Below are 14,116 nucleotides of genomic sequence, written 5' to 3' on the forward strand. Positions count from 1 at the left end.
GATCTCATTTATAGATCAGCTTGGCAGTCACAATCGCACCAACCGCGATAATGGAAATGATATTGCCAACAACAAGCGGCCAGGCCTCCATCATGATGCCATAGACAAACCAGAGCACTACAGTGCTCAGCACAAGAAGGTTTGCAGCAAGGGAGAGGTCTTTTGTCTCGCGAGACCGCCACGTTTTCACGGTCTGCGGAAGCCAACACAAGGTGCCAATAATGGCAGCGAGATAGCCGATGTAATCTGCGTAAACGAGCATAGTGATAATCGCATTTGTAATGTGAGATAAGAAAAGCTTGGGTAGGTGAAAACAGAGTAGCACAACATGAAATCTAGCGTAATAGGTGCATGTGCGGCAGGTCTTCGCACAAAAAAAGCCTCGGGCGTACCGAGGCTTCATCATCATTAGGTCGGCAAATAGGTCGTTAAAAGACTCGGACCTCTTCTCGTGCAACCAGTTCGGACAGCGTTTTGATGCGCGCGCCGTTTTCCTTGAAGTTCGCAGGTGAAAGCCATTTTTCAAAGGAGGCACGCAAAACGGGCCATTCGCTATCAAGCACCGAGAACCAGGCCGTATCCAGGTTCTTGCCTTTGACAACGGATGCCTGACGCAATGTTCCCTCGTAGCTGAAGCCAAGGCGCACAGCTGCTTTGCGGGAAACTTTGTTCAAGGCATTACACCGCCATTCATAACGACGGTAGCGCCATTTATCGAACACTCGCTGCATCATCAGGAACATCGCTTCCGTACCGCCGCACTTGCGTTGCAGCAGGGGAGAGAAGTGGATGTGCCCAACTTCGATGCTGCCAGTTTCAGGCACAATGTTCATGTAACTCGCAACACCAAGAGCTTTCCCGCCTTCTTGTTCAATGATAGCAAATGAAAACGGGTCGTTCCCGGCAGCCAACTCCTTGATGTATTGCTCAAAGCTTTCAAAGTCTAGAAAAGGGCCTTCATCCAGATAGGTCCAGTTCCGGCCTTCTGTATCGACACTGAACGCCTCATACAGGTCTTGCGCATGCTTTTCGGGGTCCAATCGCTCCAGTCTGCAAAAGTGACCGACCATCGTCTCGTCTGTCGGCAGCTGAGCCTGAGCCCAATCCAACATATCTTCGCCCACGACCTGCCCCAGTTCGTTCTGGTTTTGAGAGGGATCCTTTTCGGATTTCTCTGCGGATTTCAGTGCAGCTAGATATGCAAGCATTTTAGGCCTCCTCGGAATGTCCCGATCTGGAAAGTTTAAAGCACCAAAATGACAAAACCCCGACCTTTCAGTCAGGGTGTCATCATCAGGTATTAAAGGCGTTCAGAAGGATCGTTCTTTCTTACAAGAGCAGAACTTCCGCGTTCATTGTCGTCCTCGTCTTTCCTCGAAGACGTAAACGCCCAGAAACTTCGCTTAATGTCACCTTTGGCAAAACAGTCGTAAAAGTCGCGACGTCCATACATGGAGTTCTTGCTACAGCCGTAGCCGTACCAGTAGCAGGTATCGCTTTTCTTCACTTCAATGTGGCCGTGGCGATTGCGTTTGTCGCGGTTATAAACGCAGATCGAGCCATCTGGCGCACGGTCAGGGCTGCTCACGCGCAAGCGTTTGAAGCCATATTTCGGGAGAGCCTTGATCGCCATGTAAGCCGAGCCACCCGGAATGTAGGTGTCTACCAGACCTTCAGAAATCAGATGCTTCTTCACATAGCGGTAGCAGTAGGTCATACCGCGTCGGCGGCGAGCAGAGCGAACACGGCCAGAGCTTGCAGCCAGCACTGCGCCAGCATAGCCAATATAGCTGTCTTCTTCGCTACCGGCGATCTTGTCTGCTTCGTCACGGCTGAGTTTGGCAACTTCAGTCAGCGTGTAGGTCGAAAAATCTGCTTTGGAAATGTAAATGTCAGCGGTGATGCTGCCTTCTTCGTCCGGCTGGTCAACGCCCAGACGAACCAGCTCGCCTTTGGTTGGGTCAGTCGCCCAGTCCAGCACGCTCAGCTGTGCACCAACAGGTAGGATTTGTTGAAGAGAGGAGCCTGCCTTGCCGTCTTCAGCTGTCGCCCAGCCTTTAGCAAGAATTGGCTTGGCAACATTATAATTGCCGGAAGTGGTCAGCTTGTTTTGCGGAAGAGTATCTTTGCCGGAGAGCAGAGAAACTGGCTCCTCAGACAAGGAAAGATCCCCAAAAGAAGCGTTTGGCCCTGCAGCAACTGCTGTAGTGAGAACCAGAAAACTAAACCCTGCATACGCGGATACTTTTGCAAGCTGTAGCATAATTCCTCCGAAAGCCCTTTTTAGGCACAGCGGCACCGGTTCCCGCGCGCGTTGCATGCGAGATTGCTGGAACTTGGCAATAAGAAACGGTCGAGGCGCTCACGCGCTTCGTGGTTCATGCCAGTCTGATGATGGTGCGCAGCTGTCGTTTTACTGACGCAAGCTCCTGCTCGGGGGCATCTTGCACGCCGGCAGGCAAAACTTTCCAGCAAGCCTTCCAGAGAAAGCCTGCGGGCACTCAGTGCTCAAACACATGCAATACAGGTTGGCGCCTGCCTCTCGGTGCCAGTCTGTTAGTCAGCAATGTAAGAGCGCATTTGCTCGTTTAGATCTTGCGCAGCGCCACGGTTTCGATGCTGTGGTCTGTTCCCTTTGTCAGGATCAGATCAGCGCGTGGTCGCGTCGGCAAGATGTTCTGGCGAAGGTTCTCCAGATTGATGTTCTGCCAAAGGTCCTTCGCGATCTCTTGCGCCTTATCATTCGAAATTGTGGAAAATTTATGGAAATATGAACCGGGATCTCGGAATGCCGTCTCACGCAGACGCATGAAACGCTCCAGATACCAGCGTTGCAGCACTTGCTCTTCCGCATCAATGTAGATGGAAAAGTCAAAGAAATCAGAGACAAAGGGCACTGCCTTGGCCGCTTTAGGTTGATGCGAAGTCTGCAAAACGTTCAGCCCTTCGACGATCAAAATATCTGGCTGTTCGACTGTGACATGCTGTCCCGGCATCACATCATAGAAGAAATGAGAGTAAATCGGGGCACGAACTTTGCGCTCCCCACCCTTGATGTCTGTCAGAAATTTGAGCAGTGCAGAGCGGTCATAACTCTCAGGAAAGCCCTTCCGACGCATCAATCCTTCTGTTTCCAGAACAGAGTTGGGATACAAAAATCCGTCGGTGGTAATCAGGTCCACTTTCGGGCTGGCGGGCCAGCGCGAAAGCAATGCCTGCAACAGGCGAGCTGTCGTTGACTTGCCGACAGAGACCGAACCCGCAATACCAATGATGAACGGCGTTCGGGTCAGCTGCATGCCCAAAAAGCGCTTCGTTGCAAACTGAAGGCTTTGGGAAGCTTCCACGTAATAGGCAAGCAGACGAGACAGTGGCAGGTAAATATTCTTCACCTGCTCCTGAGACACAAAGTCATTGAGCGATTGCAGGTCTTCAATTTCCTGCATGCTCAACGTCATTGGTGTACCTGCGCGTAAAGACGCCCATTCAGTCTCTGTAAAGACAGAGTAGGGGGACAGGTCCAGCTCTTGGACTGGAGCGATTTCTTTATGCATAGCGTTAGCGCTCAAGGCCCCTCGTGCCTCCCACTTCGCGTGACAGGAAGAAAACTAGTCGTCCGTACGAGACGCTTTTTCTTCCAGTCCGGTTTGGCCGGTGCGTGCTGCAAGCTTAGCTAGAACTTCATCCAGCGACACATCGGAAACCTTCATAACAACAAGTAGATGATAAAGCAGGTCAGCTGCTTCAGAAGCAACACCGTCTCTATCACCTTCTACGGCTGCAATCGCAGTTTCAACGGCTTCCTCTCCAAGCTTTTGTGCACACTTGGAAACGCCCTTTGAAATGAGTTTGCGGGTATATGACATTTCATCGTCACTGTTCGCACGTGCAGCAACAATAACCTCTAGGTCCGAAAGGGTAAAATTGGTCATTTGGCTAGCCTTGTTGAGGCCGCTTCAGGTTTACTCTTAATACCTGAGCGAAATTTACTTATCCAGACGCATAGGAATTCCAGCATCTGCCATGTGTTGCTTGGCTTCTTCAATGCTGTAAGTCCCAAAATGGAAGATTGAAGCAGCAAGCACAGCAGTCGCGTGTCCATCACGAACACCCTCAACCAGATGATCCAGAGTTCCAACCCCACCGGAGGCGATCACAGGTACATGTACAGCATCCGCAATTGCACGGGTAAGCGGCAAATTGTAGCCCTCTTGCGTGCCATCACGGTCCATAGATGTAACAAGCAGCTCACCAGCGCCCAGATCCACTGCCTTACGAGCGAACTCAACAGCATCGATGCCGGTTGGCGTACGGCCCCCATGGGTGAAGATCTCAAAGCGCTCTTCTTCGCCTTCAGCAGAAACGCGCTTGGCATCAATGCTGACAACAATACACTGGCTGCCAAATTTCTGAGCTGCTTCCCGAATAAATTCAGGATTTTTCACCGCTGCGGTGTTGATTGAAACTTTGTCAGCCCCGGCGATCAGCAGTTTGCGGATGTCTTCAACGGTGCGCACACCGCCGCCTACGGTCACTGGCATAAAGCAGGCTTCCGCAGTGCGTTGCACAACATCATAGATGGTGTCGCGGTTGTCGCTGGAGGCTGTAATGTCAAGGAACGTCAGCTCATCTGCACCAGCTGCGTCATAAGCTTTAGCTGCCTCAACAGGGTCGCCAGCATCGATCAGGTCAACAAAGTTGACGCCTTTCACAACACGGCCATCCTTCACATCAAGGCATGGAATAATGCGCGCCTTCAGGGTCATGCGAGGCCCTCACGGCTTTTCTTGATCAGATCAAGCGCTTCAGCAGGGTCAAGACGACCGTCGTACAGCGCACGACCAGAAATCGCGCCCTCTAGAATATCGCAATCCGTTTCCATCAGACGCTCAATGTCCTTGATGTCAGCCAGACCACCGGAAGCAATAATCGGAATGCTTACTGCATTGGCCAGTTCCAGCGTGCTTTCAATGTTCAGGCCTTTCAGCACACCATCACGGTCAATGTCGGTGTAGATGATTGCAGCAACGCCAGCATCTTCAAACTGCTTTGCCAACTCAATCACGGTCAGTTCGGAGGTTTCTGCCCAGCCTTCAACTGCAACCTTGCCACCTTTGGCATCAATGCCAACAGCAATGCGGTCAGGGTACTTCTTGCAAGCTTCCTTCACCAGCTCAGGATCGCGCAGGGCTACGGTACCAAGAATGACGCGCGCAACGCCTTTTGCCAGCCAGTTGTCGATGTGTTCCATAGTGCGGATACCGCCGCCCAGTTGAACCGGGTTGGTGGTACTGGCAAGGATCGCATCAACAGCTGCGCCGTTCTTGGTCTCACCTGCAAACGCACCATCAAGGTCAACAACGTGCAGCCATTCAAAGCCTTGATCCTGAAACGTCTTTGCTTGCGCACCTGGGTCATCGTTAAACACGGTTGCCTGATCCATGTCGCCCAGTTTCAAACGAACGCACTGGCCGCTTTTAAGGTCAATCGCTGGAAAAATAATCATAATTCTGTCCTTGGACTTGTCTGTGTCACTGAAAGCGGGCAGCCGTTACGGCGCCCAGCTCAGGAAATTGGAAATCAAAGAGAGGCCGAGCTTCTGGCTCTTTTCCGGGTGAAACTGCGTGCCGACCATGTTGTCTCGTCCAACCATCGCAGTGAACTCACCCGCATAGTCAAAGCTTGCCAAACGGTGTTCAGGGTTCGCGGTCGCAAAGTGATAGGAGTGCACGAAGTAAGCGTGCAGGCCATCACCGCCGGTATTGATGCCTTCAAGCACCGGATGCTCATCACCGGTAACGTTGATGGTGTTCCAGCCCATGTGAGGAATTTTCAGCTCAGGATTAGCTGGTTTCATCGCTGTGACGTCACCACTGATCCAGTCCAGCCCTTCGGCCTTTTCAAACTCAAGCCCGCGAGTCGCCAACAGTTGCATACCCACGCAAATCCCCATGAAAGGTTTGCCTTTGGTCAGCACAGCTTCCGCCAATGCTTCTTCCATACCGTCAACAGCCTGCAGGCCACGACGACAATCGGCAAAAGCGCCCACGCCTGGCAGCACAATGCGGTCAGCCTTGGCAACAACTGAAGGATCAGAAGTTACCGTCACCTCATGAGTATGATGATGGTTATGGGCTGCATGCTCAAACGCTTTTGCTGCGGAGCGCAAGTTGCCAGAACCATAATCAATAATTGCCACACTCATGAAGAAACTCCTGTTATCGCTTGAGTGTCATTCCAACGACGTCAGTGTCGCTGGTTTGTGGAGCCATTGGCCCCTGTGGAAGCCGCACTTCACTTTTGGTTTTGGAAACGCGGTCGAAGAAACGAATTTCTGCCTCATCCAGATTGGCGGCAGTGATAAACCCGACAGTCTGCCAGTTTTTGCGGCGCAGGCTCCAGCTTTTCAAGAACCCGGCTTCCATCGCAAAAAACAAAGTGGCCAGCACGGTGATAAAGCCGCCAGTGGTCGACCCAAAGGCTTCAGCAATAAACACCAGCGCAATGATTGCTGCCAGATAACTGAGGAAGACCAGCCACATCCGGTTGTACAAAGACCAGAGCAGCGGGAAGAGCATCGCCCACCACGAGAAACCGTCTTTCACGAACTTGATGTTTCGTGCGTCCTCGTCCTTCAGGTGGTCAAGTGAAACCCCTGGTTCGGTCATGACATAATAGACAGCCAATTGCATTCTCCCTGAACAAGCAGAGCTGCGGGCCGAAAAGGTTAGCCGCCAAGCTGACCTTTTGTAGTTGGCACGCGTCCACTCTGGCGTGGATCTGGTTCGATAGCTGTGCGTACAGTACGCGCAACTGCTTTAAAGCATGTTTCCGCAATATGATGGCAATTGGTGCCATATAGGTTTGCAATGTGCAGTGTAAAACCTGCATTCATGGCAAACGCACGGAAGAACTCCTCAAAAAGCTCAACATCAAACGTGCCAACCTTGTCCCTTGGGAAGTCTACCTGCCAGACAAGGAAAGGACGACCGGAGACATCCAGAGCCACACGGGTCAGGGCTTCATCCATCGCAAGGTGCGTGTCTGCATAGCGGGTGATGCCGCTCATGTCGCCAAGCGCTTCTTTAAACGCTTGCCCCAGAGCAATGCCCACATCCTCGGTGGTGTGGTGGTCGTCAATATGGATGTCACCATCTGCGCGGATCGTCATGTCCACGAGCGAATGTCGGGAAAGTTGTTCCAACATATGATCAAAGAAACCAACACCGGTTTTGATGTCGTACTTGCCTGTGCCATCCAGATTGATGGAAACAGAGATCGTCGTTTCTTTTGTGCCGCGGGCAATAGTGGCCTGACGCATGGGATGTCCCTTGATAAGTTTATAGTCCTTATACTCATGCAAAACCCCTGCACAAGCATTTAAAGACGCGCCGTTTTAACAGGCTAAGGGATCGCTGAAAATACCCAAAGATGAAAAAGCTAGGATCTGCTACTCCCTCTGGTATTTCTCGGCACAAACTGTTAGGAACTGAGCCGTTTATCTAGCAGATATTTGGAGCCTCGCATGTCTTATCGCCCAGCAAGTGCAGTCGATCGCCTGATCCTCCCTCTGGATGTTCCAACAGTTGATGAGGCCCGCCAGCTCGTCAAACAAACACAAGGACTTGTCGGCACTTACAAAATCGGCATGCAACTCCAGTTCGCAGGTGGTCTTCATTTCGCTGAAGAGATGGCGAAGGAAGGGCATTCCATCTTTCTGGATGTGAAGCTTCTGGATATCGACAACACCATCACCAGCGCAGTGAAAAACGTTGCAAAAATGGGCATGAAGTTCATGACTGTGCACGCCTACCCGAAAAATATGCGCGCAGCCGTGAAGGCACTGGAAGAAGTCGGGAACAAAGACCTCTGCCTGCTGGGCGTCACCGTGCTCACCTCAATGGATGAGCAAGACCTCAAAGACGCAGGCTATGTCGGCCCTACAGCAACCTTGGTGGAACAGCGTGCGCTTGATGCGGTAACTGCTGGCGTCGGTGGCATTGTCTGCTCGCCAATGGAATCCGCCACCATGCGTGCCAAAGTTGGCGACAAGCTCTGCATTGTGACACCAGGCGTACGCCCTAAAGGCGCAGATGCAGGCGATCAGCGCCGCGTGATGACACCTTACGACGCAATCAAAGCTGGTTCCGACTACCTCGTCATCGGCCGCCCAATCTACCGCGCCGAAGACCCCCGCGCCGCAGCTGAAGCTGTCGTGGCAGAAATTGAAAGCGCTCTATAAAGTCACAAACGTGGGAGCCTCTGTCATGCAGAGGCTCTTTTTGCTTCATCTGTCTTTGTCTCTTGAACAAAGGCTTAAGCTGCTCTGGGTACCATTTGCGCGATCTAAACGAGAGGGAGCGCATTTTATGGAAACCATTCTCATCACAGGCTTTGGCGCCTATGCCAATACGCCCACTAATCCGGCAGAAAAGCTTGCGCTGGCACTGGATGGTGAAGAGATCGCTGGTGCTAAAATCGTCTCCCGCATCGTCTCTGGCAGCTATTTTCACTGCATAGAAGAAACCGTCGCTGCCATGGAAGAGCTGAAACCCAGCTCTGTCCTCATGCTGGGTGAATATGGTGGTCGCTCCATGATCACGCTGGAGCGCCTCGCACAAAACCTCAACGACTGCGCCCGCTATGGCGTAACCGATACTTCAGGCGTCACACTTCAGGGCGAGCTGACCGTGCCAGATGGGCCAGTTGGCTACTACGCAACTGTTCCTCTGCGCGCCATGACACAAGCCATGCGGGATGCAGGGGTGCCAACGGATATTTCGGACTCAGCTGCCACGTTCTGCTGCAATCATCTCATGTACGGCGTCCTGCACCACATCGCGAAACACAATCTCCCAGTTCGGGCTGGTTGGGTGCATCTGCCTCATTTGCCGGAGGTTGCCGCTATGATCCAGAATCTTGGTGCACCAAGCATGTCCGTCGACACTCTGGTCAAAGGTATGCGTGCCGGCATTGAGGCGTTGCAGGCAAATCATCAGGACCAGAACATCAACATCATCTCCAAGATGCTGATCTGAAAAGGACACACCCGAGCACCAAAAAACAACACATCGGGCACAGAAGCGTCTTTCAACACTTATCCAAGCCCTCTGACGCCGAGTTCAGTAGATGTGATCGATATGAGTTGTGCCTCACGGATCACACAACTTACCTTCCTGCCCTCGCAGTTTTGCGGTTCAGGCCAGATCACAGCAGCGTTATTTAGGTGGTAAGATTGACGATTTCCGCAGGTACATCACGGCTTTGTGTCTCATAGAAGACAGTTTCTGCCCTTATTCCAATTCATAGTGGTCACTGGAACTTCCTGCCTCAAAACCAGGGAGCTCTTAGGAGAATATTCGATATTTTCCGCCACTATAGAAACAAATGGATTGGATGGTCTGTCTTGCAGAATATGACACCGCAAACACTTATGAATAAGGTTGCATCGGATGGCGGCATGGAAGCGCCTGTCTTTAATACAGACGGTGAGTGTACGCTGAATGCCGATGATATTGAGATCCACATGCGGGCCTGCGACAAGCGCCTGAAGATGATGGCCTACCTCTCAGAGGATGCCGACGTACCGCAGCATGTCATGGTTCAGATGCTGCACGAGAACCATACCGCAAAGAACCGCTTTACCTTCATTCGTGTTGCCCTTGGCCAGCCTGCCGTTGTTTCCTGCATCGCTCTTGAAGAGCTTGATGCCACAGAACTAAAACTGTTCCTTGCAGAATTCAAAGAAGTTGTCCGTGCGTGGAAGCCAAAGTTCACCCCTGCCTCCCAACGTCAGTGCGAGCGCAAGATGAAGCGCGATGGTGTCTGTCACTCGCAGGATAGCGCCAAGGCAAAGTTGGAACTGCATTAATCAGCAGCCCAAGCTGACAATCCATCCCCCACCATAAAAGAAAAGGGCAGAAAACTGCCCTTCGATGGATCAATCCAGCTGCGCCAACCATCCCTTAATGTCGGTGATGACCTGCTCGACCATGCTTTCCCCTCCAGCCCCCTTAAAGGAGTGGGTCATGTCTGGGTAGGATTTGTAAGTAATATAGGTCTTACTCAGCTCCGTGAGTTTCGCAATCTGTTGATCAACAGCTTCAGGTGAAACGCTTTGGTCTTGCCCACCTTGCACAATCAATAAAGGGTTCTCAACTTGAGCCAGAATCTCTAACTGATCTAGTTTCAGCATAGCGTTCCACCAGCTATAGCCGTGCCCACTCATGTTGACGTCAAACGGTTTGCTTGTGGTGATCTGCTGCGCAAAGCCTTTGAACCCAGCAGAGGCTTCTTTAAACGCCTCATTAGGCATGCCGCTGGACTTCATGTTGTGCAGGATATCATCAATAAAGTGACGCCCTCCACCATTCAGAGCAACACTGGCCGTCACAAAATCAGTTTTTGCAGCAATCATATTGGCAACCACAGCACCTTCACTGCCGCCAACTAAGAACACGCGCTCGTAAGTCCCGCCTTCTTTCAGCTGATTGATAGTCTTGATGTAATCTGCTGTTCGACGTTCCGGAGAGGCATTCTCGATGTAATCCGCTGGGCAATCAGGGTGAACATCGCTGCTGCGATCCCACGAGAGGTCCGATGTGATCCCGTATTTCTCAACGGTCAGAACATCCGCTTCGGGCAAAACTCGAGAAAACTGCTCATTGATCAGAGTATTGTGAGCAAGGCTGTTGCAGTCTGAGCCTTGAATGAGAACAAGGAGGTCGGTCGCGTCCTTCGGGCTTTGGGATTTCAGATAGATTGTGATCTCACTGCCGTCTTCACGCACAAGATAAAGGCCTGATGCAAAAGCGGCCTGAGCAGTGAAGAGAACGGAACACCCAATAGCAACACGAAGCAAACTAGATTGCATAAATTCCCCCATGAGCATACCCAGCAAGCGCACAGAGCCATACAAAAAAGCCTGTCTTGCTGTACCTCATACTCAACGTGATCTGCCCGTAATATAAAAATAGAAACACCGAACTGGTGCAAGGAAAAGTGTGCTGCAATCATAAGGCGAGAGTGTGGCACCTAAGATATATAATTATAGTTTCAGGCAAGCTGCGTAACAGGATCTAATCCGTTGTCTATAAAAGTACTTTAGATTATTCTAAAGAGATGGTCACATTAGTCATGGCTGCATTGAAGGAGCATCAGAAATGCCGGAAATCTCATCCCTCCCGGTCCCTCAATTGGTTGCTCCACGCGAAGAGCTTAACTTCTATCACGTCAATTCTTTGAAGATAAACGCACAGCCAACCGCATTTGAAATCTACCGTGCGTTGTTCAGCAAACGCTCCGCTTGGCTCAGCGCTGCGTTTTGGGTGAGAGACCAAATCTCCGCATTAGCGGGCGTCACAAAGATAAAAGGATTTGGAGACAAACGTACAGCCACTCCGCCTGCTGCGGGAGAATATCTCGACTTCTTTTTGGTGGAACATATCGAGGATCGCGAGTTAGTGCTCACCTCAAGAGACAAGCACCTCTCAGTCATGACCACCATCAGTGTCGACGCTGCAAATGAAGGGGCGCTGGTCCGCATCACGTCCTCAGTCATCACCCACAACTGGTTCGGCAACCTCTACATGCTGCCGGTTGGCCCAGCCCACAAGTTCATTTCCTGGCGCATGCTACGTAACGTAAGTCGTGCATTTTGCTCAACTAAGTAAAACGCTTAATCAGAATGTATTAGTCTACTGAATGAGGCGTTTTATTTCGAATCTCTGCTCTGATTTAAGTTTGTCTGCGAATAATTGTTGATCTGATTAATCAGTTTACTGATATCTCTAATGTTTGTTTTTAAAGAATATGCGAAATAACTAATGTTTTTTATCTGATTAACAAAAGGACTTGATTTCCAGAAAAAGAATTTCTGAACAAGGCTCTATCAAAAGTGCAGCTTTCACACGATTCCAAATGCTACTCGCATGCATGAAATCGGCCCTGTATCGTTAACTAGCCGTAAATAAACAAGGGAAAATGCTTAGCTAGATTTCAGCGGACCCATATTATCATGTTTGCATATTTAGCTAAGCTCAGAATTGTTCATACCATTACACTGCTCTCAATTATTCCAAGTATTGCAGCTCTCGTTTTTCTCTATCAGCTCATCAAGGTGGATACCGAGGACGAGCAGAAGCTGGCAGCACTGTCTCAGCTCACGCGCCTGTCGGTCAAAATCGGCAGTCTGGTGCATGAGCAACAAAAAGAGCGTGGAGCCACTGCCTTGTTCCTCGCCAGCAAAGGCCAGCAGTTTGCGGTTGACCTGAAAGAGCAACGCCGGGCAACTGATACAGCGCGCATCGACTACCTGCAGTTTCTAAATGGCTTTGACCTGACCATCTATCAGCCGGAATTTGCAGCAGACCTGGAAGGCATCAACGCACAACTGCAAAAGACTCCAGCCCTGCGTTCTGAAGTGGATGACCTTAACGTGCAGATTGGAGAGGCTGTCAGTTTCTACACCCAACTAAACTCCGAGAAGCTGGATATCATCGGCTCCATGAGCGAGCTCAGTCCCAACGCGGAAATTGTAGATCGAATTGTGAGTTATCATGCCTTCCTTCTGGCAAAGGAGCGGGCAGGCTTGGAGCGGGCGGTTGGTGCCGCTGGCTTTGCAAGCAATGCGTTCCCACCTGCAGCTATGAAGAAGTTTCAAAAGCTGATCGTGGAACAAGAGGCCTTTACCCATATCTTCCAGACCTATGCCACACGTGAAATTTTTGCAGACTTCACAAAGGTGCAGGAAGGGGCTGCCAACACGAAGCTGAACACCTACCGCGATATCGCGCTGGGTGGTGCAAACTCCACAACTGACCTGGAAGCAATAAGCGGTCCGGAGTGGTTTGAAACAGCTTCCCAGAAGATCAATCAGCTCAAGACACTGGAAAACACCATCGCCGCAAGCCTGATCACAGATACGGAGCACCTTCAGGCCAATGCCAACGGACGCCTGACACTGCACATGAGCATCGCAGCAGCTGCCTTCCTACTGGTGTTCCTGATGTCTTTCATCCTTATCAAATCCATCCAGCGCTCCTTCGCAGGTATCATTGAGGCCATGGAGCAACTTGCGAGTGGCAATCTGAACATCAAACTGCCGGAGTCTGCCAAAAATGAAGTGGGTCAGATGATCAGGGCGGTATCCGTATTCCAGGAAAATATGATCCTGATGCGTGATCTGAAGCACGAGCAAGACACTCAGCACGCAGTCCAGCTTGAGCGTGGTGAGTTTCTGGAAGGGCGTATCGCCGATTTTGAGCAGGCCGTCTCATACGTGCTGGAGACCATGGGCCGCAACTCGCAGACCATGCAGCTCTCCTCTCAGGAAATGTCGAATATCTCCGAACTCACAAGTTCCCAATCCAAAGCCGTGGCTTCCGCAGCTGAAGAAGCATCCCGCAGCGTCCAGTCCGTCGCCTCAGCAACGGAGGAACTCGACAGTTCTGTCGCTGAAATCGGTAACCAGATGCACCATTGCAGAAAAGCAGCCTCAGAGGCCGTAGAGCAAGTGCACAGCGCCAATTCCGATGCAGCAGAACTGCGCAAGGCTGCGCAAAGTGTGGGGGATGTGGTCAGCATCATCACAGATATTGCCGAACAAACCAATCTGCTTGCGCTCAACGCCACAATAGAGGCCGCGCGGGCAGGGGTAGCTGGCAAGGGCTTTGCTGTGGTGGCAAGCGAGGTGAAGTCGCTGGCAGAGCAGACATCTCAGGCCACCGAGCAGATCCGCAACGAGATTGCAGATATCCAGCGCGCAACAGAGGGCTCTCTCACGGCAATGGAAGACATCGACAAGATCATTCGTGAGATCGACGAACGTGCCAGTGCTGTCTCCAGTGCAATCAGTGAGCAAAAGTTCGCCACGCAGGAAATCGCAACCAACGTCAGCGAAGTTGCAGGTGGAACGGCGGAGGTCACGGAAAACATCTCCAAGGTCAACGAGGTCGCCATCCAAACCGGCGTAACCTCCAAGCAAGTCCTCATCGCTTCCGAAGAACTCCGCACGGAAGCTGATCACCTCCGCACGGAAATCGACCAGTTCCTTGGTGACATAAAAGCGGCTTAGGGAGACTGAAACAACAAACCAAAGGCAGTTTGCACATCAGTG

General features: G+C 51.4%; 16 protein-coding genes. 5 read left to right on the plus strand and 11 right to left on the minus strand.

All coding sequences use genetic code 11. The features are described from left to right. Nucleotides 1–4: 4 nt before the first annotated feature. From PsAD37_RS02595 to hisB, 10 genes are all read right to left on the minus strand, one after another. A complete protein-coding gene (locus PsAD37_RS02595; protein ID WP_057463038.1) occupies nucleotides 5–262 on the minus strand; it encodes a SemiSWEET family sugar transporter in 258 nt (85 codons plus the stop codon). A gap of 166 nt (nucleotides 263–428) precedes the next feature. After that, nucleotides 429–1,208: a GNAT family N-acetyltransferase gene (locus PsAD37_RS02600; protein ID WP_063294805.1), complete on the minus strand. Its 780-nt coding sequence runs from the start codon at nucleotides 1,206–1,208 to the stop codon at nucleotides 429–431. 92 nt (nucleotides 1,209–1,300) lie between these two features. After that, entirely contained in the window at nucleotides 1,301–2,263 is a 963-nt protein-coding gene (locus PsAD37_RS02605; RefSeq protein ID WP_063294806.1) for a hypothetical protein, read from the minus strand. A gap of 325 nt (nucleotides 2,264–2,588) precedes the next feature. Continuing rightward, nucleotides 2,589–3,554, minus strand: a complete 966-nt coding sequence (gene coaA, locus PsAD37_RS02610; protein ID WP_057463035.1) for a type I pantothenate kinase — start codon at nucleotides 3,552–3,554, stop codon at nucleotides 2,589–2,591. Between the two features lie 54 nt (nucleotides 3,555–3,608). Then, nucleotides 3,609–3,932: a phosphoribosyl-ATP diphosphatase gene (locus PsAD37_RS02615; RefSeq protein WP_063294807.1), complete on the minus strand. Its 324-nt coding sequence runs from the start codon at nucleotides 3,930–3,932 to the stop codon at nucleotides 3,609–3,611. 54 nt (nucleotides 3,933–3,986) lie between these two features. After that, nucleotides 3,987–4,766 (minus strand): imidazole glycerol phosphate synthase subunit HisF, encoded by a 780-nt coding sequence (hisF, locus tag PsAD37_RS02620; protein WP_057463033.1) that lies wholly within the window; start codon nucleotides 4,764–4,766, stop codon nucleotides 3,987–3,989. Then, a complete protein-coding gene (hisA, locus tag PsAD37_RS02625) occupies nucleotides 4,763–5,506 on the minus strand; it encodes a 1-(5-phosphoribosyl)-5-[(5-phosphoribosylamino)methylideneamino]imidazole-4-carboxamide isomerase (protein ID WP_063294808.1) in 744 nt (247 codons plus the stop codon). The genes hisF and hisA overlap by 4 nt, the downstream gene beginning before the upstream one ends. 45 nt (nucleotides 5,507–5,551) lie before the next feature. Then, nucleotides 5,552–6,205: an imidazole glycerol phosphate synthase subunit HisH gene (hisH, locus tag PsAD37_RS02630; RefSeq protein WP_063294809.1), complete on the minus strand. Its 654-nt coding sequence runs from the start codon at nucleotides 6,203–6,205 to the stop codon at nucleotides 5,552–5,554. A gap of 13 nt (nucleotides 6,206–6,218) precedes the next feature. Beyond that, nucleotides 6,219–6,692 (minus strand): DUF2628 domain-containing protein, encoded by a 474-nt coding sequence (locus PsAD37_RS02635; protein ID WP_063294810.1) that lies wholly within the window; start codon nucleotides 6,690–6,692, stop codon nucleotides 6,219–6,221. Nucleotides 6,693–6,727: 35 nt separating this feature from the next. Then, the gene (gene hisB / locus PsAD37_RS02640; protein ID WP_063294811.1) at nucleotides 6,728–7,321 is read right to left on the minus strand and encodes an imidazoleglycerol-phosphate dehydratase HisB; all 594 of its coding nucleotides are present in this window, start codon (nucleotides 7,319–7,321) and stop codon (nucleotides 6,728–6,730) included. A 204-nt stretch (nucleotides 7,322–7,525) separates the two neighbouring features. Here hisB and pyrF point away from each other — a divergent pair, with 204 nt between their 5' ends. The 3 genes from pyrF (at nucleotide 7,526) to PsAD37_RS02655 (ending at nucleotide 9,871) form a co-directional block, all read left to right on the plus strand. Further along, a complete protein-coding gene (pyrF, locus tag PsAD37_RS02645; protein WP_063294812.1) occupies nucleotides 7,526–8,242 on the plus strand; it encodes an orotidine-5'-phosphate decarboxylase in 717 nt (238 codons plus the stop codon). Nucleotides 8,243–8,369: 127 nt separating this feature from the next. Further along, nucleotides 8,370–9,038 (plus strand): pyroglutamyl-peptidase I, encoded by a 669-nt coding sequence (pcp, locus tag PsAD37_RS02650; protein WP_063294813.1) that lies wholly within the window; start codon nucleotides 8,370–8,372, stop codon nucleotides 9,036–9,038. Nucleotides 9,039–9,433: 395 nt separating this feature from the next. After that, nucleotides 9,434–9,871, plus strand: a complete 438-nt coding sequence (locus PsAD37_RS02655; RefSeq protein ID WP_153039665.1) for a type III secretion system chaperone — start codon at nucleotides 9,434–9,436, stop codon at nucleotides 9,869–9,871. A gap of 69 nt (nucleotides 9,872–9,940) precedes the next feature. Here PsAD37_RS02655 and PsAD37_RS02660 read toward each other — a convergent pair whose 3' ends face one another. After that, complete coding sequence (locus PsAD37_RS02660; protein WP_193778200.1) at nucleotides 9,941–10,873, minus strand: S9 family peptidase; 933 nt, start codon at nucleotides 10,871–10,873, stop codon at nucleotides 9,941–9,943. A gap of 289 nt (nucleotides 10,874–11,162) precedes the next feature. Here PsAD37_RS02660 and PsAD37_RS02665 point away from each other — a divergent pair, with 289 nt between their 5' ends. Further along, the gene (locus PsAD37_RS02665; RefSeq protein ID WP_063294816.1) at nucleotides 11,163–11,672 is read left to right on the plus strand and encodes a DUF2867 domain-containing protein; all 510 of its coding nucleotides are present in this window, start codon (nucleotides 11,163–11,165) and stop codon (nucleotides 11,670–11,672) included. Nucleotides 11,673–12,016: 344 nt separating this feature from the next. Then, on the plus strand, nucleotides 12,017–14,074 hold the full coding sequence (locus PsAD37_RS02670; protein ID WP_063294817.1) for a methyl-accepting chemotaxis protein: 2,058 nt from the start codon (nucleotides 12,017–12,019) through the stop codon (nucleotides 14,072–14,074). The last annotated feature ends 42 nt before the right edge of the window (nucleotides 14,075–14,116 follow it).

This window comes from Pseudovibrio sp. Ad37, from assembly GCF_001623075.1.
In the GTDB taxonomy this organism is placed as follows: Bacteria; Pseudomonadota; Alphaproteobacteria; order Rhizobiales; family Stappiaceae; genus Pseudovibrio.

What these genes read in the sequence shown, in the direction of transcription:
- PsAD37_RS02635 (WP_063294810.1), bottom strand. Translation starts at nt 6,692, where the DNA reads ATGCAATTGGCTGTCTATTATGTCATGACCGAACCAGGGGTTTCACTT.
- PsAD37_RS02615 (WP_063294807.1), bottom strand. Translation starts at nt 3,932, where the DNA reads ATGACCAATTTTACCCTTTCGGACCTAGAGGTTATTGTTGCTGCACGT.
- PsAD37_RS02600 (WP_063294805.1), bottom strand. Translation starts at nt 1,208, where the DNA reads ATGCTTGCATATCTAGCTGCACTGAAATCCGCAGAGAAATCCGAAAAG.
- hisA (WP_063294808.1), bottom strand. Translation starts at nt 5,506, where the DNA reads ATGATTATTTTTCCAGCGATTGACCTTAAAAGCGGCCAGTGCGTTCGT.
- hisH (WP_063294809.1), bottom strand. Translation starts at nt 6,205, where the DNA reads ATGAGTGTGGCAATTATTGATTATGGTTCTGGCAACTTGCGCTCCGCA.
- PsAD37_RS02660 (WP_193778200.1), bottom strand. Translation starts at nt 10,873, where the DNA reads ATGCAATCTAGTTTGCTTCGTGTTGCTATTGGGTGTTCCGTTCTCTTC.
- hisB (WP_063294811.1), bottom strand. Translation starts at nt 7,321, where the DNA reads ATGCGTCAGGCCACTATTGCCCGCGGCACAAAAGAAACGACGATCTCT.
- PsAD37_RS02605 (WP_063294806.1), bottom strand. Translation starts at nt 2,263, where the DNA reads ATGCTACAGCTTGCAAAAGTATCCGCGTATGCAGGGTTTAGTTTTCTG.
- PsAD37_RS02665 (WP_063294816.1), top strand. Translation starts at nt 11,163, where the DNA reads ATGCCGGAAATCTCATCCCTCCCGGTCCCTCAATTGGTTGCTCCACGC.
- PsAD37_RS02655 (WP_153039665.1), top strand. Translation starts at nt 9,434, where the DNA reads ATGAATAAGGTTGCATCGGATGGCGGCATGGAAGCGCCTGTCTTTAAT.
- coaA (WP_057463035.1), bottom strand. Translation starts at nt 3,554, where the DNA reads ATGCATAAAGAAATCGCTCCAGTCCAAGAGCTGGACCTGTCCCCCTAC.
- PsAD37_RS02670 (WP_063294817.1), top strand. Translation starts at nt 12,017, where the DNA reads ATGTTTGCATATTTAGCTAAGCTCAGAATTGTTCATACCATTACACTG.
- pcp (WP_063294813.1), top strand. Translation starts at nt 8,370, where the DNA reads ATGGAAACCATTCTCATCACAGGCTTTGGCGCCTATGCCAATACGCCC.
- pyrF (WP_063294812.1), top strand. Translation starts at nt 7,526, where the DNA reads ATGTCTTATCGCCCAGCAAGTGCAGTCGATCGCCTGATCCTCCCTCTG.
- hisF (WP_057463033.1), bottom strand. Translation starts at nt 4,766, where the DNA reads ATGACCCTGAAGGCGCGCATTATTCCATGCCTTGATGTGAAGGATGGC.
- PsAD37_RS02595 (WP_057463038.1), bottom strand. Translation starts at nt 262, where the DNA reads ATGCTCGTTTACGCAGATTACATCGGCTATCTCGCTGCCATTATTGGC.